This is a genomic window from Rahnella sp. PCH160 (assembly GCF_047784855.1).
Classification (GTDB): Bacteria; Pseudomonadota; Gammaproteobacteria; order Enterobacterales; family Enterobacteriaceae; genus Rahnella.
This window is the reverse complement of the sequence record NZ_JBLOGT010000001.1, coordinates 4,482,200-4,505,738: the sequence shown is the minus strand read 5'-3', so window position 1 is coordinate 4,505,738 and position 23,539 is coordinate 4,482,200. Positions and strand designations below refer to the sequence as shown.

Genomic DNA, 23,539 nt, shown 5'->3' with positions numbered 1-23,539 from the left:
CCGATGAATAAATTACTGATAATTGTCGTGACTTCCCTGCTGCTGGCCGGTTGTGCGCCAACGGCAACGCAAACCGAAAATGCAAAACTGCGTCAGGCGTACAGCAACTGCATCATAAAAGCAGAAGGCTCGCCGGACAAAGTGGCATCGTGCCAGACTGTTCTTGACGTTCTGAAACAGGAACAGGCGCACAAGCAGTTTGCTGAACAGGAAACCGTGCGCGTGGTGGATTATCAGCGTTGCCTGACGGCACGTAAAACCGGTGACGGTCAGGCTTTTGCGGCGGATTGCGGGAAAATCTGGCAGGAAATCCGTTCTAACAATTCGCCAAAACCAGAGAATTGATAGGACGTGATACCTTAACGTCGATGTTAAGAAACACCACGCCCCGGCTTGCCGGGGCGTGGTGTTTTTAATTCGCTGTCTGAATCACAGGCATAAAAAAACCGCCTTTCAGCGGTTAATTCATTCGGACTGACCGTGCAGATTACTGCGCAGGTTTATCATTGTGCAAAGAATCATCTTCGCGACAATCGCCTGTTTCACAGTGGCCGTACAAGTACAGACTGTGGTTGGTCAGTTTGATACCGTGTTTCTTCGCAATCTCACGCTGACGGCCTTCAATGTATTCGTCGCGGAATTCAATAACGCGGCCGCAATCCAGGCAGATCAGATGATCATGGTGATGCTGCTGAGTCAGTTCGAAAACGGACTTACCGCCTTCGAAGTTATGACGGGTAACGATACCGGCGTCATCAAACTGGTTCAGAACGCGGTAAACCGTCGCCAGGCCAATTTCTTCCCCCATATCAATCAGTTGCTTGTACAGATCTTCCGCACTAACGTGATGACCTTCCGGCGCTTGCAGCACTTCCAGGATTTTGAGGCGCGGAAGCGTGACTTTTAAGCCGGCTTTCTTCAGTGCGGTGTTGTTGTCAGTCATGCGGATTCAGTCCTGTTACTATGTGCTAATCAAGTTGAGGCATGCAGCCTGTGGCATCGGCGGCACAAAAATTTGTCGTTTAAGGATTCTTCGTTTTCAGGAAGTGTGCCGATTCTCAAAAACGTAGCCTGTTAATAAAGATCACAAAATGCTTGTCACATTCGATAATGCAACGACTTGATCGATAGAAAAAACAGATGAACTCAGTGTACCTTGATACCACCGAAAGTTACAATTTTGTAGCGGTTAAATTGTTAATTTCAGTAATAGTTTGGCCCTTCAATTGTAGAATAAATCCTCAGGGCCAACAGGGTTTTTAGCCAATAATTTCTGAAAGGCTCAGTTCTTCTGTGATCTGTTTGACCCACGCACTGACACGTTCACCAGTCAGTTCCGGCTGACGATCTTCGTCAATTGCCAGTCCGATGAAGTGCTTATCATCAGCCAGACCTTTCGATGCCTCGAAGTGATAACCCTCAGTTGGCCAGTGGCCCACAATCACCGCGCCGCGTGGCTCGATGATGTCACGCACGGTACCGAGCGCATCACAGAAGTATTCGGCATAGTCTTCCTGGTCGCCGCAGCCAAACAGGGCCACCAGCTTACCTTCGAAATCTATCTCTTCCAGCGTCGGGAAAAAATCGTCCCAGTCACACTGTGCTTCACCGTAATACCAGGTTGGAATTCCGATCAGCAAAATATCGAATTTTTCCAGATCCTCTTTGCTGCTCTTCGCAATGTCATGCACCTCTGCAACATCTTTACCCAATTGCTTTTGGATCATTTTCGCGATGTTTTCGGTGTTACCTGTATCGGATCCAAAGAAGATACCTACTACGGCCATAAGATTACCTAACCTCTTGTTCTCTATGAAGTGCTCTGCATTGCAGGCAATAATAACGCAGATGATAGCAAACTCGCGAGGCGGAGAATATGTTTCAGCTCGCCTTCTTAACTGGTGGATAAGTTTATCGGGCAATCTTTTTAAGTGTTATCGCCTTTGTGTGCTTTCAAACGCAGTCAATAACCTCAAATTCATTGAGGTTAAAAGCAAAGTTAAGAAATATGTTCTCACAATACTAAATTTTAAGAACAACCCGCCGATAGATGATGCGAGAGGAATCTCAACATAATAAAGAAATCGATGCCCGGAGAGGTGTTCAAACATGTCCGGGGGCTTACGCCTGCTGGCTACCTGTCTTGATTCTCCGCATCCCCGTCAATCCTCAGACCAGAAACAACTTTGTTTCGAGAGAGGCATATCGTGCAGTTTTTAAAAAATATCACCATCAGGGCCGCTTTATTAACCATTCTTGGCATTTTTTGCGTCATGTGGGCAGGGGTCTCCCTTTACACCGTCACTTCACTGAATACGTTGACACAAAATACCAAGAGCAGTTCTGAGCTGGTCAACAATATGGCGCTGATCAGCAAAGGAAATGATCAGTACTTTCGCACCGTTACCCGCTTAAGCCGTGCCGTATCACAGCTTCAGGCCGACCCGTCTAAAGGGCCGGAAATTTTTGATACGGCAAAACAATCCCTTGATGGCCTTTCTCAGGCTCTGACAAGCTTTAAAACGGCGCCGCATCCGGGTCTGGAAGATGCTTCAGTTCAGGAGCTGATCTCCAGTTGGGAAACGCTGGTAACACAGGGTGTCGCACCTTTGTATGCGGCAGCAAGCAGCAAGAATTTTGATGCTTATAACAAGCTGTCCAACGATACGGTTCCCGCACTGAGCCGTAATTTTGGCACGTCAATGTCGACGGTCAGCGGGCAGATTGCCACAGATTTTCAGGCTGCTCAGACAAAATCCAACCATCTGACTTATTACAGCAAAGTCATCCTGCTGACGGCTTTTTCCATCGGCCTGATTATTCTTCTGCTGACTGACCGCTATCTGGTGATGGCGCTGGTGAAACCGCTGGATAAAATCCGCAATCACTTCGCCGTTATCGCCAGCGGTGATCTGACGCATTATCTCGAAGAGTTCGGCAAAAATTGTGCAGGCAAACTGATTCCGTTACTCAATGACATGCAGTCAAGTCTGGAAAATACCGTTCAGACCATCCGTAACTGTACGAACCATATCTATCAGGGCGCGTCCGAAATCTCCGCCGGGAATAACGATTTATCTTCCCGTACCGAAGAGCAGGCGTCCGCACTGGAAGAAACAGCCGCCAGCATGGAAGAACTGACCGCCACGGTGAAACACAACGCGGATAACGCGCATCACGCGAGCCAGCTGGTCATGGAGGCGTCTTCTACCGCGCAGAGAGGCGGTAACATTGTGGCTGACGTCGTCAGCACCATGAAAGATATCTCCGGCAGCTCGAAGAAAATTGCTGAAATCACGTCTGTTATCAACAGCATTGCCTTCCAGACTAATATTCTGGCGCTGAATGCCGCGGTAGAAGCCGCGCGCGCAGGCGAGCAGGGGCGTGGTTTTGCGGTCGTTGCCAGCGAAGTCCGAAATCTGGCACAGCGAAGCGCGCAGGCGGCGAAAGAAATCGAATCGCTTATCAGCGAATCCGTTTCCCGCGTCGACAGCGGCTCTAAACTGGTGGAAAACGCCGGTCAGACGATGAATGAAGTGGTGCGTTCGATTACGCATGTCACGGATATCATGGCGGAAATCGCCTCGGCGTCTGATGAGCAGAGCAAAGGCATCAGTCAGGTTGCCGTTGCGGTGACACAAATGGACAGCGTGACGCAGCAGAACGCAGCTCTGGTGGAAGAAGCCTCACATGCCGCTGTTTCTCTGGAAGAACAGGCTTCATTGCTGAACAACGCCGTCGCGACGTTTAAGCTAAAAGACAGCATCACCAATGTCGGAAAACGGCCTGCGGGCACGGTTTCTCAGCCGTTGTTACGGCCTGCAACCGGTATGCTGACATCGAAAAGCAGTGAAAACTGGGAAACGTTCTGAGGTGAGAGTTAAGGCGTAAAAGGAAAGAAAACAGGCGGATAACCGGGAAAGGTTATCCGCTTTTTTATCAGCCTTCCTGACCGTTAAGATGCGACAGCAACATCTCTTCAATCAGTTCGCTACGACTGATATTGCGTTCTTCTGCCAGCTTATTGAGGGTATCAACAGCATCGGCGTTCATTTTCAGCTCTACGCGACGCAGACCGCTCGCTTTATCGCGGCGTAACTGGTTGCGCTTGTTGATCCTGAGCTGTTCATCACGGGAAAGCGGATTCGTTTTTGGACGCCCCGGACGGCGGTCATCTGCGAACAGATCAATCGTCGTGCGATCCAGTTGTTCTTTTGCCATAGGTAGCGGTACAACCAGGGAAGTTTTTACATCGGAAAACGGCAAGCCGGTTCCTGACGAGCGTTTCACACATTTCGGGCTAAGAAACCCTGACCCAATTCACCCCCCGCGACTCACTTTGAGTAAAACGGGGCGGCAAAATTATAGCGCGCAATCATACACTGGCGCGCCTGGGGTTCACAACGCTTAATAGCCCTGATTTCATGTTAACTTTCGATGTTGTGCAGACTTTTTGCACAATTTATCCCCAGGATGTTAAACCACAGGCGAATCGATGAAACGATGCACAGCGCGAAGCACCGCATCGGGTTTTTCTGCATGCACCCAATGACCGGCTCCGGCGACCACATAGGCTTTTGCCTGCGGGAACTGACGGCCAATCGCTTCGCGATACGCATCCTGCACATAAGGCGAATCCCCGCCACGAATGAACAGTGCCGGGCGCTTCCACGCCGGAACCTCTTCCCAGCCAACAATTTTTGCATACTCGCTCAGCAGAACCGGCACATTGAAGCGCCATTCGCCCTGCTGGAAGGATTTCAGCAAAAACTGAATGACGCCATCTTCCTTTATAGCGTGCTGCATACATTCGGTGGCGGAAGCGCGGTCGCGTATTCCGGCGTTGGTCACGGCATTAATGGCGGCAAAAATCTCATCGTGACGACGGACGTGATAGTCCACCGGCGCGATATCAATGGCAATGAGCTTTTCGATGCGATCCGGGATGAGCGCCGTCAGTGCCATGGCGGCTTTTCCGCCCATGGAATGGCCGATAACAATGCATTTTTGGAAACCGACGTCATCCAGCGTTTCCCGTAAATCCTGCGCCATGGCGGCGTAAGACATCTCCGGTGAACGCCCGGACTGACCGTGATTACGCAAATCAACCTGCAACACTCTATGCTGTTGTTTCAGGTCGCGGGCGAGCACGCCCAGATTATCAAGGGTTCCGAACAGTCCGTGGATCAGGAGAACCGGCAGCGCATCGCTGCCAGCGACTTCAGGTTCTTGCAGGCGATAATGTAATTTCATGGCGAAGTTCATACAGATAAACAATCTCATTAGGTTATCATGAGTGGCGGATAATTTTTAAAACGGAAAGTTTTCTGCCCGATGCCTGAGCGGGATTTGACTACCGGGAACGAAGCGGGCCGGAGCCAGCATGCAGCAAAATCGGGAAGTAGTCTGGATTTTGCTTCGCGGCGCAATTCCCCTGTTTGTTACTGCGTAGAAATTTGTATAATCCTTTTGAATGAATTTAGTAGAAAAAACAGTACTGGATAAAGATGAAAACTATTGAGGTTGACGAAGAACTCTACCGCTACATTGCCAGCCACACGCAAGCCATCGGTGAAAGTGCGTCTGATATTTTGCGCCGTATGTTGAAGTTCACTGCCGGCCAGACCGCTCCTGCCGCGCCAGTAACGCCAGCGGTGATTGCCGGAACCGTCGTACAGGAAAAACCTGTCGCCGCCGCCGCGCCGACGTCGCGTGAAAAAGTCCGTGCCGTGCGCGAACTGTTGCTGTCTGACGAATATGCAGAGCAGACCAAAGCGGTTAACCGTTTTATGCTGATCCTGTCGACCTTGTATTGCCTGAACCCAAAAGAATTTGGCGCAGCGACCGAGTCTCTGACCGGCCGCACGCGTACCTATTTTGCCGGTGACCAGCAAACTCTGCTGCAAAACGGCATTCATACCAAGCCTAAACACGTTCCCGGAACGTCGTATTGGGTCATTACGAATACCAACACAGGTCGCAAACGCAGCATGATCGAACACATCATGCAGCTCATGCAGTTCCCGCCGGAACTGACTGAAAAAGTGTGCGGCACCCTCTAATTTCAGCGTCAGGGAGAAACGCCAATGGCTAATCACCCCCGTGCAGGGCAACCTGCTCAGCAAAGCGATTTGATCAATGTGGCGCAGTTAACGTCACAGTATTACGTTCTGCAACCGGACCCGCAAAACCCGGCACATGCCGTGAAATTCGGTACGTCCGGTCACCGCGGCAGCGCGTTGCGTCACAGCTTTAATGAAGCACATATCCTGGCGATTGCGCAGGCGATTGCTGAAGTGCGTAAAGAGCAGGGCACAACCGGCCCGTGCTACGTGGGGAAAGATACCCACGCGCTGTCCGAACCGGCGTTTATCTCTGTGCTGGAAGTGCTGACGGCCAACGGCGTTGACGTCATTGTGCAGGAAGATAACGGTTTCACCCCGACCCCGGCGGTGTCTCACGCGATTCTGACGCACAATCTCAAAGGCGGCGCACTGGCGGATGGCATCGTCATCACGCCTTCGCACAATCCACCGGAAGACGGCGGGATTAAATACAACCCGACCAACGGCGGCCCGGCAGATACCAATCTGACGTCTGTGATTGAGAAACGCGCCAACGCATTGCTGGCGGCTAAGCTCGCAGGCGTGAAGCGTCAGACGTTGGATCTGGCGTGGAAAAGTGGCCATCTGGTGGCGCAGGATCTGGTTCAGCCATTTATTGAAGGGCTGACCGACATCGTTGATATGGCCGCGATTCAGAAAGCGGGTCTGAAACTGGGTGTGGATCCTCTCGGCGGTTCCGGTATCGAATACTGGAAGCGTATCGCAGAGCATTACAAACTGGATCTGACGCTGGTGAACGATGAAGTCGATCAGACTTTCCGCTTCATGCATCTCGACCACGACGGTGTGATCCGCATGGACTGCTCGTCTGAATCCGCGATGGCCGGTTTGCTGGCGCTGCGTGATAAATTCGATCTGGCTTTCGCTAACGACCCGGATTATGACCGCCACGGTATCGTGACGCCTGCAGGTCTGATGAACCCGAACCATTATCTGGCGGTGGCGATTCAGTATCTGTTCCAGCACCGTCCGCAATGGGGCAAAGACGTCGCCGTCGGCAAAACGCTGGTATCCAGCGCGATGATCGACCGCGTTGTTGAAGACTTAGGCCGTAAACTGGTCGAAGTCCCGGTTGGTTTCAAATGGTTTGTGGATGGTCTGTTTGACGGCAGCTTCGGTTTTGGTGGCGAAGAAAGCGCAGGGGCTTCTTTCCTGCGTTTCAATGGCACGCCGTGGTCCACCGACAAAGACGGGATCATCATGTGCCTGCTGGCGGCAGAAATTACGGCCGTGACCGGTAAAAACCCGCAGGAACATTACAACGAACTGGCCGCCCGTTTTGGCGCACCAAGCTACAACCGTATTCAGGCGCCTGCGACTCACGCACAGAAAGCCGCGTTGTCCAAACTTTCCCCTGAACAGGTCAAAGCCGACACGCTGGCCGGTGACCCGATCACCGCCCGTCTGACAAACGCGCCCGGTAACGGCGCGTCTATCGGCGGTCTGAAAGTGATGACCAAGAACGGCTGGTTCGCCGCACGTCCGTCCGGTACCGAAGAAGCGTACAAAATCTATTGTGAAAGCTTCCTCGGCGCAGAGCACCGTGAACAAATCGAGAAAGAAGCCGTGGAAATCGTCAGCAAAGTCCTCGCCGACGCTAAATAACACCGTTTCTTAACTGCATCAAAAAGCGCTGATTATTCAGCGCTTTTTTTTTGCTCAAAATTTTGATGTAAAAAAGATATATCTAAATGCACATTCAGACTTGCCAGATCCTGAAATCCGATCTAGTTTAGATATATCGAAATAATTCGATATATCTAAATAGGACATCAACGATGTTTAGCAAAATGTTTGAAGGCCGCCATCGCGGTCACGGTAGCAAAGAAGAAGGGCGTCGCGGTCATTGCCGCCATGAGTCATCTTTTGACGGTCAGAACGGGGATCACAGCGAGCGTCATGCGCTGCGCCGGGACGGTCGTCATCGTGGTGAAGAACGCGGCGAAGGGCGTCGTGGTGAAAGAGGTGAAGGTCGCGGGCGCGGTGAAGGCCGTCGCGGAGATCGCGGTGCGCATCGTCTGTTCGAGCACGGTGATTTACGCCGCGTGCTGCTGGCGCTGGTGGCGAAAAAACCGAGTCACGGTTATGAGCTGATCAAAGCGATTGAAGAAGCGTCTTCCGGCCTGTACGTGCCCAGCCCTGGCGTGATTTACCCGACGCTGACACTGCTCGAAGAACAGGATTTCCTCGAGGCCGTCGCGACCGGCAATGGCCGCAAAAGCTACCAGATTACCGAAGCCGGGAAAACGGAACTGGCGCAACATCAGGCCGCTGTCGATGTGATTTTCGCCCGTCTGGCCGGAGCTTCCCGCCCGCGTGGCAATAATCTGGCAGAAGGGATCCATGAAACCATGCAACGTTTGAAACACGCCCTGCGCGGAAACATGATGCGTGCTGATATTACGCCGGAGCAGGTGGTGCGTGTGAACGCAATTTTGCAGCAGGCCGCCGGCGATATTGAAGCCGCTTTTGCGGATGAAAAGCCCGACACTGACGCACCAGTTGCCCCTAAGGCATAAAGCGATAACCCACACCGGTTTCCGTCAGCAGATGACGTGGACGGGTGGCATCGGCCTCCAGTTTCTGGCGCAAATGCCCCATGTAGATGCGCAGATAATGGCTGTGTTCGACGTAATTAGGGCCCCAGACGTGGCTCAGTAACTGACGCTGAGTAATGACTTTGCCGCTGTTTGCCAGCAGTTCGGCCAGCAGGCGAAACTCAATCGGCGTCAGATGACAATCTTCGCCACTGCGCTGTACGCGGCGGTTGATCAAATCCACCGTAACGTCAGCAAAGGTAATCAGCGGGCTTTCCTGTGAATTGCCCGCGTGACGACGCAGCGCCACACGCACGCGCGCCAGCAGTTCACCGACGCCAAACGGCTTGGTGAGAAAATCATCGGCACCGGCATCCAGCGCCGCAATCTTATCTTCCTCGCGGGTACGGGCCGACAACACAATAATCGGGATGGCGCTCCAGTGGCGCAAATCCCGGATGTAGGTCAGGCCGTCGCCGTCAGGCAAACCGAGATCCAGAATAACCAGATCCGGTTTCCGGGTGCCGGCCTCAATCAGCCCGCGTTGCAGCGTTTCACTTTCAAATACCCGCAATCCTTCCGCCTCAAGCGCCGTGCGCAAAAAGCGGCGGATTTCTTTCTCGTCTTCCACAATTAAAATATTTATCGGGGATGCGCTCACGTTGCCTCGTCGATGTCAGTGTCCATATCCGTTTCCATCTCAGGCAGTGCTTCCAGCGGAAGCCTGAAGCGGAAACGCGCGCCGCCGTCCGGGCCATTTTCAGCCCAAATCCGTCCGTCGTGTACTTCAATAATGGCACGACAAATCGCTAATCCCAAACCCACGCCCGGAATGGCGGATTCTTTATTGCCGCGCGCGAATTTCTCGAAAATCGCATGTTCCGCGCCTTCCGGAATTCCCGGCCCGTTATCCCAGACTTCGATTTCCAGCCAGTCGCCAAGTGGCAAGGCTTTGATGCCAATAGTTGCGCCGACACCGGCATATTTATGGGCATTTTCCAGCAGATTGATCAGCACCCGTTCGATCAGACTGGCATCGCAATTCACCAGCACCATTTCGGCGGGCAAATCGATTTTAATCGTATCGTAGGCCAATACCGGTTCCAGCATCCGCAGGGCGCTGCCGGTGATTTCTTCCACCGACTGCCACTCTTTGCGCAGATTAAAACCGCCGGACTGAATACGCGCCATATCCAGCAAATTATTCACCAGCCGCGTAGTGCTCAAAACCTGCTGGCGGATCTGGCTGGCCTGTGGCGCATGTTTCGAGCCTTCGGACGCCAGATCTAGCGTCAGGATTTCCGCCTGTCCGAACAGAACGGTAAGCGGGGTACGTAAATCGTGGGAAAGCGCGGACAACAGCGAGTTGCGCAGTTGTTCACGCTCCGTTTCCAGACGCGATGATTCCGCACTGGCCGCCAGATGCAGGCGCTCAAGCGCGTTGGCGACAAGCACTGTAAACGTCTGCAAAAGCCGCTGTTGTTCCGGCACCAGAAGCTGACGGATATTCGGTGGCTCAACCGCCAGCAACCCGCGCGATTCGCCCGAGGCCACCAGCGGCAGAAGCTGATACGGCACGCCGGGCAGGGTATCGGTCCCGGCACCGGCGGGCAGTTTTTTATCAAAACTCCAGCGGGCGATGGCGTCGTCCACCACAATCGAGGTGACTTCACCGGCGGGTTGCACCAGTTCACCGTTTTCATTGGGCAGCAAAATGGCCGTTTTGGCATTCAGGCTGGAGGAAATAAAGTGGCGGCTGGTTTGCGCGACGGCTTCCGGCGTCAGCGACTGGCTCAGCCCTTTGGACATTTCATAAAGATGCTGCGCGCGCTTTTCACGATGACGGGCGATGCGCGCCTGATACCGCACACCGGCGGTGAGATTCCCGATCAAAATCCCGACGATCAGCATGACGCCGAACGTCACCAGATATTGCGCGTCCGTGACCGCAAGTGATCCGCGCGGCTGGACGAAAAACAGATCAAAACTGACAACGTTGATCACAGCCGCCAGCACTGACGGCCAGCGGCCATAAAACAGCGCCACAATGACCACGCCGAGCAGATACACCATCACCAGGTTGGCCTGATCGAACGCGGGCACCAGCCATTGTGAAAGCACCGTGATCACCGCACACAGGGCGACGGCCAGCGAACATCCACGGATCTGGCGGCTGAAACGTTCAACGAAAGTCCGGGGATCTTGTTCTTTTCGGGCTGAACTGGCGGGAGTATCTTCCAGACCGACGACAATCAGATCCAGATCCGGGCCGATGTCGGCCAGCTTATCGGCAAAACTGGTGCTGAACCGCCGGCGTTTTTCCCGGCGACGGCCAATCATGATCTTGCCCAGACGATGTTCGCGGGCGTAACGCAAAATCGCCTGTTCTTCCTGCGGATCGGACAGTGTGGCGGTTTCTGCGCCGAGCTCCTGCGCCAGTTTCAGTGAATGCAAAATCGCCCGGCGCTGACTTTCCGGCAAACGGTGCAGACGCGGCGTTTCGACATACACCGCGTGCCACACGCAGCCCAGACGCGCCGCCATTCTTGAGGCCACGCGGACTAATTTCTCATTGCCTCCGCCATGACCGATGCATAACAGCAGCGCATCGCGGGTATGCCAGACGCGGCTGACGCCCTGATCGTCGCGGTATTCCCGCATCTGATCGTCCACACGGTCGGCGGTGCGGCGCAGGGAAAGCTCGCGCAGGGCGATCAGATTGCCTTTGCGGAAGAAGTGCTCGATGGCGCGTTCGGCCTGACCGGGGATATAAACTTTGCCTTCTTTCAGGCGCTGACGCAGGGAGTCGGGAGGTAAATCCACCAGCACCACTTCGCTGGCGTCATCAAATAAACGGTCGGGCACCGTTTCACGAATAATAATCCCGGTCACGCCGCTGACCACATCGTTCAGGCTTTCCAGATGCTGAACGTTCACCGTGGTAAATACGTCGATACCGGCATCGAGAAGTTCTTCGACATCCTGCCAGCGTTTGGGGTGGCGTGAACCGGCGGCGTTACTGTGCGCCAGTTCATCCATCAGGATCAGAGCAGGGCGGCGGGCCAGCGCGGCGTCGAGGTCAAATTCATAAACCTGACGGCCACGGTGGTGAATGCGTTTAGGCGGGAGCTGTGACAGGCCGGGCAGCAGCATTTGTGTTTCCTGCCGCCCGTGGGTTTCCACCACGCCCACCAGCACGTCGAGGCCGGTGGCGCGCAGACGCTGTGCTTCCTGCAACATGGCGTAGGTTTTCCCGACGCCCGCACAGGCGCCGAAAAAGACTTTCAGTTGCCCGCGCGGCTTCTCATTGGCAAGTGCTAATAAGCTGTCGGGGTTCGGGCGGTTATCCTCAGTGGTCATAGCTTCCTTAATTAATTTGCTTTCAGCTCATCCAGCGCCCGGTTGAGGCCAAGCACGTTCACCACGTCCGGCCCCAGAAAACCAATCAGCGGGGATGATGTATTATCATCAATTAATTTATTCACTTGCGCCAGTGGCAGCCCGCGCGCGGCGGCAATTCGCGGTGCCTGCCATTGCGCGGCTTCAACGGAAATTTGCGGATCCAGCCCGCTGCCGCTGGCGGTCACCAGATCGACCGGCACCGCCGCCGGGCTTTGCGGATTGGCTTTACGCAGCGCTGCCACGCGGTCTTTTACCGCCTGATCCAGCGCCGGGTTACTGGCGGCCAGATTACTGCCGCCGGACGCCATCGCGTTATAGGGTGAATCCGACGTCACGGACGGGCGGCCCCAGAAGTAATCATTGCGGGTGAAATTCTGGCCGATAAGCGCGGAACCCACGAGTTTATTGCTGCCGTCCTCGATGAGCGAGCCCATCGCCTGCGGACGAAATACCAGCTCAGAAACGCCGGTGGTCAGCAGCGGGTAGGCCACACCGGTGGCCAGCGTCAGCAGAACGGTCATCACCAGAGCAGGGCGGACATAAGCAGTACGGGTTACAGACATCATAGTTTCCTCAGACAGTTAACGTAAACTTCAGCTCAGGTGCAAAACAGTCAAAATCATGTCAATCAGCTTGATGCCGACAAATGGCACCAGCAGGCCGCCCACGCCATAAATCCACAGGTTACGGCGCAACAGCGAGGCGGCGCTCATGGCTTTATAGCTCACGCCTTTCAGCGCCAGCGGGATCAGGAACACAATCACCAGGGCGTTGAAAATAACCGCGGACATAATGGCCGACGACGGTGACGTCAGGTGCATCACGTTCAGCGCGTTCAGTTGCGGATACGTTGCCGCAAAGGCCGCCGGGATAATCGCGAAGTATTTTGCGACGTCGTTGGCGATACTGAACGTGGTCAGCGAACCGCGCGTCATCAGCATTTGTTTGCCGATGTGTACCACTTCAATCAGCTTGGTCGGGTTGGAATCCAGATCCACCATGTTCCCGGCTTCTTTCGCGGCTTGCGTACCGGAGTTCATGGCCACCGCCACGTCAGCCTGCGCCAGCGCCGGGGCGTCATTGGTGCCGTCGCCGGTCATCGCGACCAGACGGCCTTCCGACTGATACTGGCGGATCAGCGCCAGTTTGGCTTCCGGCGTGGCTTCAGCCAGGAAATCATCCACGCCCGCTTCGGCGGCAATCGCGGCGGCGGTCAGACGGTTATCCCCGGTGATCATCACCGTTTTGATGCCCATCTTGCGCAGCTCGGCGAAACGTTCCTTGATGCCGCCTTTGACGATATCTTTCAGCTCGACCACGCCCAGCACTTTCGCGCCTTCCGCGACCACCAGCGGCGTACCGCCTTTACGCGCCACGGTTTCCACCAGCCCGTCGACCGCTTTCGGGAACGTGCCGCCGTTGGATTCCACATGACGACGAATGGCGTCTACCGCACCTTTACGGATATTGCGGTCGCCGACGTTCACGCCGCTCATGCGGGTTTGCGCAGAGAACGGTACAAAGGTGGCGTTCAGCGAATGGATATCGCGTTCGCGCAGATTAAAGCGTTGTTTTGCCAGCACCACGATACTGCGGCCTTCCGGCGTTTCATCGGCCAGCGACGATAACTGCGCGGCATCGGCCAGTTCCTGTTCCGTCACCTGAGGGGCGGGCAGGAACTGCGATGCCTGGCGGTTACCCAGCGTGATGGTGCCGGTTTTATCCAGCAGCAGCACATCTACGTCACCGGCGGCTTCCACCGCACGGCCACTGGTGGCTATGACATTGGCTTCCAGCATGCGGCTCATCCCCGCCACGCCGATGGCCGACAGCAAACCGCCGATGGTGGTCGGGATCAGACAAACCAGCAGCGCAACCAGAACGGTGACGGTCACCGGAATGCCCGCGTGGCTGGCGTCGACGCTAAACAGCGAGAACGGATACAGCGTCGCGGTCGCCAGCACGAAAACCAGCGTCAGCGCGACCAGCAAAATGGTCAGCGCCACTTCGTTTGGCGTCTTGCGACGTTTCGCGCCTTCAACCATGGCAATCATGCGATCCAGGAACGTATCGCCGGGGTTCGCCGAACACTCGACCACCAGCCAGTCGGACAGCACGCGTGTCCCGCCGGTGACGGAAGAAAAGTCACCGCCGGATTCGCGGATCACCGGTGCGGATTCACCGGTAATCGCGCTTTCGTCCACCGACGCGCCGCCTATCAGCACTTCGCCGTCGCACGGTACGGTGTCACCGGCTTCGATCAGCACATAATCGCCTTTTCGCAGGCTGTCAGCGGCGACTTTGATCACCGGTGATTCCGGGCGCGGTTCGTAAATCTTCTTCGCCCAGCTGGTTTTCTGCACGCCTTTCAGGCTCTGCGCCTGCGCTTTACTGCGGCCTTCCGCCAGTGCTTCGGCGAAGTTGGCAAACAGCACGGTGAACCACAGCCACAGCGACACGCTGCCGGTAAAAGCGGCGCTGCCGTCGGTATGGTGCGACAGAATCGCCAGCCAGATAATCGTGGTCAGAATACTGCCCAGATACACCACGAACATCACCGGGTTGCGCCACTGAACGCGCGGATCCAGCTTTTTCACCGCATCCAGCAGGGCGGTGCGGATCAGTTGAGGTTCAAATAATGCACGTTGTTTACGGCTCATTTTATTAATCTCTATATTCATTAATTCAACGAATTACGCAGCATTACTGTGCTGACCAAACCTGCAAATGTTCCGCGACCGGTCCCAGCGCCAGCGCCGGAATAAAGGTCAGCGCACCGACTAACAGCACGGTCCCGACCAGCAGGCCGATAAACAGCGGGCCGGACGTCGGCAGTGTGCCGTTACCGGCTTTCTGACGTTTTTTCGCCACCAGCGAACCGGCGATAGCCAGAACCGGAAGGATCACGCCGAAGCGTCCGAAGAACATGCACACCGCGAACAACAGGTTGTAGAACGGTGTATTGACGCTCAGCCCGGCAAACGCACTGCCGTTGTTATTGGCGGCGGAGGACACGGCGTAAAGCACTTCGCTGAAACCGTGTGCGCCCGGATTGAGAATGCCCGCGCGACCTGCATCGGTAACCAGTGCCAGCGCGGTGCCGAGCAGCACCAGCGTCGGTGTCACCAGGATCGCCAGCGCGGTCATTTTCATGTCGTAAACGTCGATTTTCTTCCCGAGATATTCCGGGGTCCGGCCAATCATCAGCCCGGCGATAAACACCGTCAGCAGAACGAACAGCAGCATGCCGTACAGGCCGGAACCGACACCACCGAACACCACTTCACCGATTTGCATCAGCCACATGGGGATCAGACCGCCCAGCGCGGTAAAGGAATCGTGCATGGCGTTGACCGCGCCGCAGGAGGCCGCCGTCGTGACCACCGAGTACATCGCCGACGCCAGAATGCCGAAGCGGCTTTCCTTACCTTCCATATTGATGTTGCTGGTCGCACCCAGTGCGGTGAAGTGCGGGTTGCCTTGCAGTTCGGCGTACATCACCACAACTACTGACACCACGAAAATCACCGACATCGCCCAGACCAGCGCGTTGCCCTGACGGTTGTCACCGACCACTCGACCAAAAGCAAAGCACAGCGCGCACGGGATAATGAAAATCGCCAGCATCTGCACCATGTTGGTCAGCGCCGTCGGGTTCTCAAACGGATGCGCGGAGTTCGCACCGAAGAAACCGCCGCCGTTGGTCCCCAGCATTTTGATGGCTTCCTGAGACGCGACCGGCCCCATTGGCAGCGTCTGCTGCAAGCCTTCCAGCGTGGTGATGTGCTGATACGCTTCGAAGTTTTGAATCACGCCCTGACTGACGAAGAACAGCGCCAGCAGGAAAGACACCGGCAGCAGCAGATAGATTGTGATGCGCCACAAATCCGTCCAGGCGTTACCGATGGTTTGCGCGGAAGGGCGTGCAAAAGCGCGGATCAGCGCAAAGGCAACGGCGATACCCGTGGCGGCAGAAAGGAAGTTTTGCACCGTTAAACCGACCATCTGGCTGAGATAGCTCAGCGTATTTTCGCCGCTGTACGCCTGCCAGTTGGTGTTGGTCACGAAGCTGACCGATGTGTTAAACGCCAGATCCCAGGACATCCCGCCAAAATGCTGCGGGTTCATCGGTAACACGCCCTGCGCCATCAGCATGGCGGTCAGGACAATAATTCCCAGAATGTTAAATACCATGATCGCCAGCGCGTACTGCCACCAGTTCATCTCAGCCTCGCGGCTGCCGGAAGTGCGTAATACGCCGTATTCGATGCGCTGTAAAAATGCGCCGGGCTGTCCTTCAATCAGTTGAGCAATAAAATTACCCAGTGGTTTTGCCAGCAGCAAAAGCACCAGCATAAAACTGGCAATCATTAAGAATCCGGTTGCGGCCATTTAAAAATCCTCCGCATTCAGCAGGGCATAAACCAGATAGCCGAGCAGCAGGAGAACCAGCAATGCGCCGCAGATTACGCCAACAGTCACAATCCACCTCCACAGGTGTGTTTTTATGTTGGGAGCAGAATATGAAAAGGCGGGAAAAGATCCTGAAAAGAAACAGCATTGCGGTGTAAAAAAAGTATAAAAATGCGCAAATAAAAAACCATTAAGAAACTTAAATTGCGTATTTATTTAACTGTTCTGTAACCTAATTACAGCGATAGCCAGGAATTGGCGAAAATTTACACTTCTAAGTGGTCAGATGAGTAGTAAAATTTCACCGGTTGCAGTAAAATTTTTCACAACTTCCAGTTTCCGAAAAATTGCACAGGAGCAACGCTATGTCTGATAAGTCCACTATGACTGACTATACGCCGTACACCATGACCCGCATTCTGGCTCGACGCGCTTTTGTGCTGGCCGCCGGAGTCCTGGCTCTGCCGGTCATGCTTTTCCGTTCAGACCGTGCCCGTTTTTACAGCTATTTACACCGTGTGTGGATGAAAACCAGCGACAAACCGGTCTGGCTCAGCCACGCTGAAATGGCGACACAAGATTTTTATTAATTTAGCTCCCTCCCCTGCGAAGGGAGGGTTGGGGTGGGGTATTAAGGTCAAAATCAAGTTTTGAAGTTTACTTAAGCCGTTGCTCGGTCTGCTAAACCCCCTCCCAACCTCCCCCTTCGCAGGGGAGGAGCCAAAAACCCCGTTTCCCAAACGGGGTTTTTTATTGTCTTTTTTAGAAAACCTGTACAACATTATTTTTATGTATAACTTATACTGAGTCATACACGGGAGTGATGAATCGCTGACACCCCCGATTTTTCAATCTGCGTGAGGAGCTGACAATGACGAAAACGATTCCTATTGGCATCAGCGCATGCCTGCTGGGTGACAAAGTTCGCTTCGATGGCGGCCATAAGCGTTTTGCATTCGCGGTGGAACAACTGGCACCTTACGTTCGTTTCGAACCGATTTGCCCGGAAATGGCGATCGGCCTGCCGACGCCGCGTCCGGCGCTGCGGCTGGTCAGAATGGACGAGGGTGTCGCGATGCGTTTCAGTAATGACGAAACCATTGATATCACCGAGAAAATGCAGAGCTACGCCGAAAAACGCGTCGCGCCGCTGACACAACTTTGTGGCTACATTGTCTGCGCAAAATCCCCAAGCTGTGGCATGGAGCGCGTGCGGGTTTACAGCGCTAACGGTAAAGACGCGAAGAAAAGCGGTGTCGGCATTTATACCGCTGAACTGATGAAACAGCATCCGTGGCTGCCAGTGGAAGAGGACGGGCGCCTTAACGATCCTATTCTGCGTGAGAATTTTGTTGAGCGCGTATTCACGTTGTACGAGCTGAACCAGTTGCGCGAAAGCGGCCTGACGCGCGGCAAACTGATGGCGTTCCACAGCCGCTACAAACTGACTTTACTGGCGCATTCTCAACCTGAATACCGCGAACTTGGGCGCTTTGTCGCCGCAATGGCCGATTGGGCGTCGCTGGAAGATTACTTCACCGAATACCGTCAGCGGCTGATGAACCTGCTCAATCACAAAGCCACCCGCCGCAATCACACGAATGTGCTGATGCACGTTCAGGGCTATTTCCGTAAACAGCTTAATTCTACGCAGCGCCAGGAACTGGCCGGACTGATCGACCGCTACCGCCAGGGAATGCAGCCGCTGCTGGCACCGATCACCTTACTGAAGCATTACATGTCGGAATATCCGGACGCTTATCTCGCAGAGCAACGTTACTTCGAGCCTTATCCGGAAGCCCTGCGCTTGCGCTACGGCCATTAAAGGGAGAAATATGACCACTCATCTAGTCTGGTTTCGCAACGACCTGCGTATGACCGACAACCGTGCCTTGCACGCTGCCTGTGAAGACCCCAAAGCGCGTGTGATTGCCGTCTTTATTGCCACGCCGGAGCAGTGGAAACAACACGAGATGGCACCGCGTCAGGCGACGTTTATCTACCGGCACCTTCAGGTATTGCAACATTCCCTGACGGAGCGTGGCATCGAACTGTATTACCATCAGTGCGATGATTTCGCGGCCAGCGTGAACTGGCTAAAAGATTTCTGTGCGAGCGCAAAGGTCGATGCGCTGTTTTACAACAAACAGTATGAAATCAACGAACGTCAGCGCGATGCGGCGTTGGAAAAAGCGGTCAGCGCGGACGTGCTTTGCCATGCATTTGACGACAGCCTGTTATTGCCACCGGGTTCTGTCACCACCGGCAACAACGAGATGTACAAGGTTTACACGCCATTCCGTCGTGCATTTTTGACACGGCTGACGGAGTCGGACAGCCGCTCGCTGCCCGCGCCGCCGGCACGTGAAAACGCCGGAAAAACGGTGATGCACAAACTGATGCCGTTTGATTATCCGCTGGCGGATATCGGGGATGATTTTGCCATCGGCGAGGAAGCTGCCCGCAATCAGTTGCGCAGTTTTTGCCGCGAGCAGGTAAAGGATTATCTCGAACAACGTGATTTACCGGCTGTCGATGGCACCAGTTCGCTGTCGCCGTATCTGGCGATTGGCGTGCTTTCGCCGCGTCAGTGCTTTAACCGTCTGCGTACAGAATGCCCGGACGTGCTGGAAAAAACCGACGGGGGCGCGTTTGGCTGGCTGAACGAACTGGTCTGGCGCGAGTTTTACCGCCATCTGATCGTCGCCTGGCCGAAACTCTGCAAGCATCAGCCTTTCATTGAATGGACTGACAATGTGCGCTGGCGGCACGCACCCGACGAATTACAGGCCTGGAAAGACGGCAAAACCGGTTATCCGATTGTGGATGCCGCGATGCGTCAGCTTAATTCCACCGGCTGGATGCACAACCGCCTGCGGATGATCGTCGCCAGTTTTCTGGTGAAAGATTTACTGATCAACTGGCGCGAAGGTGAACGCTACTTTATGTCGCAGTTGCTCGACGGCGATCTGGCCGCCAACAACGGCGGCTGGCAGTGGGGCGCCTCCACCGGCACCGACGCCGCGCCGTATTTCCGCATCTTCAACCCGACCACGCAGGGCGAACGATTTGATAAAGCCGGACGCTTCATCAAAACCTGGGTGCCGGAACTGGCGGATGTGCCGGAACGAGACATTCATCAACCGCATAGCTGGGCTGAAAAACAGCGTCGCGTGCTAGACTACCCGGTGCCTGTCATTGACCACGCCCGTGCGCGTAAAGATACGCTCGCGGCCTTCGAGGCGGCAAAAAACCGGTCTGAATGACCTTGCACTCACCACGACAAGGAGCGATGTGATGAAAAAGTATCTGCTGGCGCTGATGATTGGCTGCTGGATAAACCCGGCGGCGGCGGGCTTTGATGTCATCGCTCTCGGGGTGAACGGCGGCGTCGAAGAAGGCAATCTGACGTCCTATCTGGTGCGCAGCGACGACCAAAAACTGTATCTCGGGCTGGATGCCGGGTCAGTTTTGCCGGGTATCCGTAAGGCGCTGGAGAAAGGCAATTTCCCGGACGTCACGACAGAAAATGCCGCGCCGCTCACGCCGCAAGGCGCTGTTTTCCGTGATCTGATTGGCGGTTATTTTATCAGCCACGGCCACCTCGACCATCTGGCCGGGCTGATTATCAGCTCGCCCGAAGACACTAAAAAACCGATTTACGGCACGGCTGATACGATCGGCACGTTGCGCCAGCATTACTTCAATGGCCGCGTCTGGCCGAATTTCACCGATACCGGCAGCGGTCTGCGTATCGGCACGTATCGCCTGAATCAGCAACGTCCGGATCAACGCTTTTCGCTGGGGCTGACAGGCCTCGACGGGCGCATCTTCCCGCTCAGCCACGGCGGCACGCCCTCGAGCATGATTCTGGTCAGCCGAAACAAAGCGTCTTTTGCCTTCTTTGGTGACACCGGCCCGGACGAAGTGGAGAAATCGAAAAACCTCGACGCCACCTGGCGCGTGCTCGGTGAAGAGATTAAAGCCAAACGCCTGAAAGGGATCATCATCGAAACGTCGTATCCCGACGGTGTGCCGGACAGTAAACTTTTCGGGCACCTGACGCCCGACTGGTTGCTGAAAGAACTCGCGCAGTTGCAACAATACGCCGGTGGTGAAGGCTCACTGAACGGGCTGACGGTGGTTATCAGTCATGTCAAACCGAGCCTGAAAGCCGGAGCCGATCCCGAAAAAGAGATCATGGGGCAACTTGAGAAAGGCAATAATCTGGGCGTGAAGTTTATCCGGATGCAACAGGGTGACAGGCTGACGCTGGACTGAATACGTTGAAGAAAGAGGGAAACGGCCGTTTCCCTCTGAGATATTTCGTGTTAATCCACCAGCGGGCTCAGCGCCTGCAACAGCGGATCTAAATGGGTATTCATTTTCTGATAAACGTCGGCGAAGATTTGCATGAATAAATCATTTTTTGCGCCACAGCCGGAAATGATCAGCCTTTTGAACGGTACACCCAGTTCGTCCGACATCTTATCCATATGATTTTTTCATGGTAAACGCGATGCCTTCGAGCATGGAGCGGTACATGTGTGCACGGGTATGCGTTCGTTTCAGTCCGTTGAAAAGTGAGGAAACCAGAATAACAATCCGGCAGTTCCCGTCATTGATTTTGAGCAGGACTGACGTTGTCGTATATTATCTGCTGCATTCGCCATGACAGATAAGTGAAACTCCATGAACAATTTCCAGCTTGAAAAGCTGATTAACCAGAAACTGGATATCAGCAACTACAAAGATTATGCGCCGAACGGTTTGCAGGTCGAAGGCCGCAGCAATGTGCAGCGCATCGTGACCGGTGTGACGGCTTCACAGGATCTGCTGGATGCCGCCATCGCTGTTGAAGCCGATGCGATTCTGGTTCACCACGGTTATTTCTGGAAAGACGAACCGGCCGAAATTCGCGGCATGAAACGCAACCGTCTTAAAACGTTGCTGGCGACTGACACCAATATGTACGCCTATCATTTGCCGCTCGACGGCCATGCAGAGCTGGGCAATAACGCGCAGCTGGCGAAACTGTTTGGCATTACCGTGCAGGGTGAAATTGCTTTGTTGCTGCCGTATGGCGAGCTTGAAACGCCACTGAGCGGTGATGCATTCCGCCAGCGTATTGAGAAAGTGCTGGACCGTAATGTGCTGCACAGTGCGCAAAATGCACCGGCGGAAATCCGTCGTGTGGCGTGGTGTTCAGGCGGCGGTCAGGGCTACATTCAGAAAGCGGCAGAATTTGGCGTGGATGCATTTATCAGCGGTGAAGTTTCTGAGCAAACCATTCACATCGCCCGCGAAATGGGGCTGCATTTCTTCGCCGCAGGCCATCACGCCACAGAACGTTATGGCGTGAAAGCGCTGGGTGAATGGCTGGCGGCCGAACACGGGTTGGATGTCATGTTCATCGACATCGACAACCCGGCTTAATTTTTCTTTTCGGCTGTTTCTTCGGTAATACTATTTTCTGAAACGCTGTCTTCCAGCAACGTAAACGCCCGCTGTAATCCGGTATCCACTTCAGGGTCTGCGCCCTGCGGTGGATATTTGCTTTCCTCTTCGTCTTCCACGAAATCTTCGTCTGTCTCTTCGGTAGCCGGTTCCACCACGTTTTCGGGGGCGGGCATGGTGTCCTGAATCATCTGTTCGTCAAACGCCGGATTCAGCGCCGGTGACAGCGGTGAACTGCTCAGGCTGTCCGGCATCGCGATGTGCGGAACGGGCGCATCGACTGCCATTTGCGTTTCTTCTTCTTTTTTCGACGTTCGGCTTAACGCCACAATGCCTGCGCCGCACAGCGCAAAGAACGCATACAGAATATTGCCGCCCAGCGGCTGAATCAGTGCGCCCACCGCCAGCGGCCCGATACAGGCCCCGACGCCAAACGCCATCAGCAAACAGGCAGAAAGCGAAACGCGGCGTTCCGGTTCAATCATGTCATTCGCCAGCGCGACCACCAGCGGATACAGCGTGAACTGCATCAGGCTGACGACAAAACCGATGCCGAGCAGCAGCGGGAAAGAGAGATGGCTGAATAACGCCAGCGGCAGCGCCGTCAGCGCCAGCAGGATGGCGTTAATGCGCATCAGCATATTGCGGTTATAGCGGTCCGACAGCCAGCTTAGGGGGAACTGCGCCAGCAGCCCGGCGAAAATCGCCAGCGCCATAAACAAACCGGTTTGCTGCGTAGTGAGCGATTGCTGACTGGTGTAAATCGGTGCCATACCGTAGAACGACCCGACCACCATGCCGATGACCAGCGTGATCGCCAGCACTTTGGGAATGGCGCGGATGAAGAATTTCAGCTCCATCGGTGCCGGAGACATATGGCTGACGTTGGTGCGGGTAGTCAGCGCAATCGGCACCAGACACAGCGCAAAACACAGTGCGATGACGATGAGCGTGCTGACGCCTAAATCGCTGTTGAGCATCAGGACGACCTGGCCGAGCGACATCCCGAGATACGACGCCACCATATAAAAGCCGAAAACCACGCCGCGCTGGTTCGCTTCGGCCTGATCGTTGAGCCAGCTTTCCAGCACCATATATTGCACCATCATGCACAGACCGATGATCAGGCGCAGCACCACCCAGACCGGGATAATGTCGGTCAGGCCGTGACCGAGTACGGCGGCGGTGATAATCCCGGAACAGGACACGTAGGCGCGGATATGCCCGACGCGGGCGATCAGGATATGGCCGACTTTGCCGCCAATCACCAGCCCGATGTAGTTAGCCGCAATGATGGCACCGATCATCGTGCCGCTGACGTTAATCGCCGACAGCCGCAGTGAAATGTAGGTGGTGAGCAGGCCGGAACCCAACAGCATCAGTAAAGTGGTGGTGTAGAGCGGAAAAAATAAGGCCAGTGGCTTTTTCACGACGTCTCCCTTTTTTGTGACGAAAGCGTTATCCAAACGCTAAAAAAAACAGCAACGCTTCTGAGAGTAGCAGTTGAAAGCGGCGGGGGAAACCCTGGCGGCCGGAAAGCACGGGCGGACAGGTTGACATGTCCGGTTGGTTTCACGCATAACAGAGAGTAAGTTTCGATTCATT

22 protein-coding genes are annotated in these 23,539 nt (G+C 54.7%); 10 read left to right on the top strand and 12 right to left on the bottom strand.

Annotated elements, in window-relative coordinates; genetic code table 11:
* Nucleotides 1–3: 3 nt before the first annotated feature.
* Nucleotides 4–345, top strand: coding sequence for a ChiQ/YbfN family lipoprotein (chiQ, locus tag ACM5QY_RS21045; RefSeq protein WP_416122535.1), 342 nt, complete (start codon nt 4–6; stop codon nt 343–345).
* 142 nt (nt 346–487) lie between these two features.
* On the opposite strand, the gene fur is transcribed toward chiQ, so the two are convergent.
* Nucleotides 488–943 (bottom strand): ferric iron uptake transcriptional regulator, encoded by a 456-nt coding sequence (gene fur / locus ACM5QY_RS21040; RefSeq protein WP_416122534.1) that lies wholly within the window; start codon nt 941–943, stop codon nt 488–490.
* Nucleotides 944–1,259: 316 nt separating this feature from the next.
* Nucleotides 1,260–1,787 carry a flavodoxin FldA gene (gene fldA, locus ACM5QY_RS21035; RefSeq protein WP_416122533.1) on the bottom strand — a complete coding sequence of 176 codons (528 nt, stop codon included), beginning with the start codon at nt 1,785–1,787 and terminating at the stop codon, nt 1,260–1,262.
* A gap of 420 nt (nt 1,788–2,207) precedes the next feature.
* On the opposite strand from fldA, the gene ACM5QY_RS21030 reads away from it, so the two are divergent.
* On the top strand, nt 2,208–3,872 hold the full coding sequence (locus ACM5QY_RS21030; protein ID WP_416122532.1) for a methyl-accepting chemotaxis protein: 1,665 nt from the start codon (nt 2,208–2,210) through the stop codon (nt 3,870–3,872).
* A gap of 67 nt (nt 3,873–3,939) precedes the next feature.
* Here ACM5QY_RS21030 and ybfE read toward each other — a convergent pair whose 3' ends face one another.
* Both ybfE and ybfF read right to left on the bottom strand, forming a co-directional pair.
* Nucleotides 3,940–4,221: a LexA regulated protein gene (ybfE, locus tag ACM5QY_RS21025; protein ID WP_104924773.1), complete on the bottom strand. Its 282-nt coding sequence runs from the start codon at nt 4,219–4,221 to the stop codon at nt 3,940–3,942.
* Between the two features lie 255 nt (nt 4,222–4,476).
* Nucleotides 4,477–5,265 (bottom strand): esterase, encoded by a 789-nt coding sequence (gene ybfF / locus ACM5QY_RS21020; protein ID WP_416122947.1) that lies wholly within the window; start codon nt 5,263–5,265, stop codon nt 4,477–4,479.
* 242 nt (nt 5,266–5,507) lie between these two features.
* Between ybfF and seqA the strand changes: the two genes are divergently transcribed.
* From seqA to ACM5QY_RS21005, 3 genes are all read left to right on the top strand, one after another.
* Nucleotides 5,508–6,062, top strand: coding sequence for a replication initiation negative regulator SeqA (seqA, locus tag ACM5QY_RS21015; RefSeq protein WP_104922916.1), 555 nt, complete (start codon nt 5,508–5,510; stop codon nt 6,060–6,062).
* A 24-nt stretch (nt 6,063–6,086) separates the two neighbouring features.
* Entirely contained in the window at nt 6,087–7,730 is a 1,644-nt protein-coding gene (pgm, locus tag ACM5QY_RS21010; protein WP_416122531.1) for a phosphoglucomutase (alpha-D-glucose-1,6-bisphosphate-dependent), read from the top strand.
* A 173-nt stretch (nt 7,731–7,903) separates the two neighbouring features.
* Nucleotides 7,904–8,644 carry a PadR family transcriptional regulator gene (locus ACM5QY_RS21005; protein WP_416122530.1) on the top strand — a complete coding sequence of 247 codons (741 nt, stop codon included), beginning with the start codon at nt 7,904–7,906 and terminating at the stop codon, nt 8,642–8,644.
* Here the strand turns inward: ACM5QY_RS21005 and kdpE are convergent.
* The 6 genes from kdpE to ACM5QY_RS20975 are packed head-to-tail and all read right to left on the bottom strand — an operon-like array spanning nt 8,634 to nt 16,546.
* Entirely contained in the window at nt 8,634–9,323 is a 690-nt protein-coding gene (gene kdpE / locus ACM5QY_RS21000; RefSeq protein ID WP_416122529.1) for a two-component system response regulator KdpE, read from the bottom strand. The genes ACM5QY_RS21005 and kdpE overlap by 11 nt on opposite strands.
* Nucleotides 9,320–12,022, bottom strand: a complete 2,703-nt coding sequence (gene kdpD, locus ACM5QY_RS20995) for a two-component system sensor histidine kinase KdpD (protein WP_416122528.1) — start codon at nt 12,020–12,022, stop codon at nt 9,320–9,322. The genes kdpE and kdpD overlap by 4 nt, the downstream gene beginning before the upstream one ends.
* A gap of 11 nt (nt 12,023–12,033) precedes the next feature.
* Nucleotides 12,034–12,627, bottom strand: a complete 594-nt coding sequence (kdpC, locus tag ACM5QY_RS20990) for a potassium-transporting ATPase subunit KdpC (RefSeq protein ID WP_416122946.1) — start codon at nt 12,625–12,627, stop codon at nt 12,034–12,036.
* Nucleotides 12,628–12,657: 30 nt separating this feature from the next.
* Complete coding sequence (gene kdpB, locus ACM5QY_RS20985) at nt 12,658–14,724, bottom strand: potassium-transporting ATPase subunit KdpB (RefSeq protein ID WP_416122527.1); 2,067 nt, start codon at nt 14,722–14,724, stop codon at nt 12,658–12,660.
* 43 nt (nt 14,725–14,767) lie between these two features.
* Nucleotides 14,768–16,456, bottom strand: coding sequence for a potassium-transporting ATPase subunit KdpA (gene kdpA / locus ACM5QY_RS20980; protein WP_104922909.1), 1,689 nt, complete (start codon nt 16,454–16,456; stop codon nt 14,768–14,770).
* Nucleotides 16,457–16,546, bottom strand: coding sequence for a K(+)-transporting ATPase subunit F (locus ACM5QY_RS20975; protein ID WP_101075733.1), 90 nt, complete (start codon nt 16,544–16,546; stop codon nt 16,457–16,459).
* A 314-nt stretch (nt 16,547–16,860) separates the two neighbouring features.
* On the opposite strand from ACM5QY_RS20975, the gene ACM5QY_RS20970 reads away from it, so the two are divergent.
* The 4 genes from ACM5QY_RS20970 to ACM5QY_RS20955 all read left to right on the top strand — a co-directional run bounded on the left by ACM5QY_RS20970 (nt 16,861) and on the right by ACM5QY_RS20955 (nt 20,758).
* Nucleotides 16,861–17,067 (top strand): YbfA family protein, encoded by a 207-nt coding sequence (locus ACM5QY_RS20970; protein ID WP_104924772.1) that lies wholly within the window; start codon nt 16,861–16,863, stop codon nt 17,065–17,067.
* A gap of 281 nt (nt 17,068–17,348) precedes the next feature.
* The gene (locus tag ACM5QY_RS20965) at nt 17,349–18,302 is read left to right on the top strand and encodes a YbgA family protein (RefSeq protein WP_416122526.1); all 954 of its coding nucleotides are present in this window, start codon (nt 17,349–17,351) and stop codon (nt 18,300–18,302) included.
* Nucleotides 18,303–18,312: 10 nt separating this feature from the next.
* Nucleotides 18,313–19,743, top strand: coding sequence for a deoxyribodipyrimidine photo-lyase (gene phrB, locus ACM5QY_RS20960; RefSeq protein ID WP_416122525.1), 1,431 nt, complete (start codon nt 18,313–18,315; stop codon nt 19,741–19,743).
* Between the two features lie 31 nt (nt 19,744–19,774).
* Nucleotides 19,775–20,758, top strand: coding sequence for an MBL fold metallo-hydrolase (locus ACM5QY_RS20955; RefSeq protein ID WP_416122524.1), 984 nt, complete (start codon nt 19,775–19,777; stop codon nt 20,756–20,758).
* A gap of 50 nt (nt 20,759–20,808) precedes the next feature.
* On the opposite strand, the gene ACM5QY_RS20950 is transcribed toward ACM5QY_RS20955, so the two are convergent.
* Complete coding sequence (locus tag ACM5QY_RS20950) at nt 20,809–20,973, bottom strand: FGGY-family carbohydrate kinase (protein WP_416122523.1); 165 nt, start codon at nt 20,971–20,973, stop codon at nt 20,809–20,811.
* A gap of 196 nt (nt 20,974–21,169) precedes the next feature.
* On the opposite strand from ACM5QY_RS20950, the gene ACM5QY_RS20945 reads away from it, so the two are divergent.
* Complete coding sequence (locus ACM5QY_RS20945; RefSeq protein WP_416122522.1) at nt 21,170–21,913, top strand: type 2 GTP cyclohydrolase I; 744 nt, start codon at nt 21,170–21,172, stop codon at nt 21,911–21,913.
* Here ACM5QY_RS20945 and ACM5QY_RS20940 read toward each other — a convergent pair.
* Nucleotides 21,910–23,364: an MFS transporter gene (locus tag ACM5QY_RS20940; RefSeq protein WP_416122521.1), complete on the bottom strand. Its 1,455-nt coding sequence runs from the start codon at nt 23,362–23,364 to the stop codon at nt 21,910–21,912. The two genes, ACM5QY_RS20945 and ACM5QY_RS20940, sit on opposite strands and share 4 nt — an antisense overlap.
* Nucleotides 23,365–23,539 lie beyond the last annotated feature (175 nt).

Coding starts and splice junctions, on each gene's coding strand:
- ACM5QY_RS20945 (WP_416122522.1), top strand. CDS start 21,170: ATGAACAATTTCCAGCTTGAAAAGCTGATTAACCAGAAACTGGATATC.
- ybfE (WP_104924773.1), bottom strand. CDS start 4,221: ATGGCAAAAGAACAACTGGATCGCACGACGATTGATCTGTTCGCAGAT.
- fur (WP_416122534.1), bottom strand. CDS start 943: ATGACTGACAACAACACCGCACTGAAGAAAGCCGGCTTAAAAGTCACG.
- ACM5QY_RS20950 (WP_416122523.1), bottom strand. CDS start 20,973: ATGGATAAGATGTCGGACGAACTGGGTGTACCGTTCAAAAGGCTGATC.
- phrB (WP_416122525.1), top strand. CDS start 18,313: ATGACCACTCATCTAGTCTGGTTTCGCAACGACCTGCGTATGACCGAC.
- fldA (WP_416122533.1), bottom strand. CDS start 1,787: ATGGCCGTAGTAGGTATCTTCTTTGGATCCGATACAGGTAACACCGAA.
- ACM5QY_RS20955 (WP_416122524.1), top strand. CDS start 19,775: ATGAAAAAGTATCTGCTGGCGCTGATGATTGGCTGCTGGATAAACCCG.
- seqA (WP_104922916.1), top strand. CDS start 5,508: ATGAAAACTATTGAGGTTGACGAAGAACTCTACCGCTACATTGCCAGC.
- ACM5QY_RS20965 (WP_416122526.1), top strand. CDS start 17,349: ATGACGAAAACGATTCCTATTGGCATCAGCGCATGCCTGCTGGGTGAC.
- kdpC (WP_416122946.1), bottom strand. CDS start 12,627: ATGTCTGTAACCCGTACTGCTTATGTCCGCCCTGCTCTGGTGATGACC.
- ACM5QY_RS20970 (WP_104924772.1), top strand. CDS start 16,861: ATGACTGACTATACGCCGTACACCATGACCCGCATTCTGGCTCGACGC.
- ACM5QY_RS21005 (WP_416122530.1), top strand. CDS start 7,904: ATGTTTAGCAAAATGTTTGAAGGCCGCCATCGCGGTCACGGTAGCAAA.
- chiQ (WP_416122535.1), top strand. CDS start 4: ATGAATAAATTACTGATAATTGTCGTGACTTCCCTGCTGCTGGCCGGT.
- pgm (WP_416122531.1), top strand. CDS start 6,087: ATGGCTAATCACCCCCGTGCAGGGCAACCTGCTCAGCAAAGCGATTTG.
- kdpB (WP_416122527.1), bottom strand. CDS start 14,724: ATGAGCCGTAAACAACGTGCATTATTTGAACCTCAACTGATCCGCACC.
- ybfF (WP_416122947.1), bottom strand. CDS start 5,265: ATGAACTTCGCCATGAAATTACATTATCGCCTGCAAGAACCTGAAGTC.
- kdpD (WP_416122528.1), bottom strand. CDS start 12,022: ATGACCACTGAGGATAACCGCCCGAACCCCGACAGCTTATTAGCACTT.
- kdpA (WP_104922909.1), bottom strand. CDS start 16,456: ATGGCCGCAACCGGATTCTTAATGATTGCCAGTTTTATGCTGGTGCTT.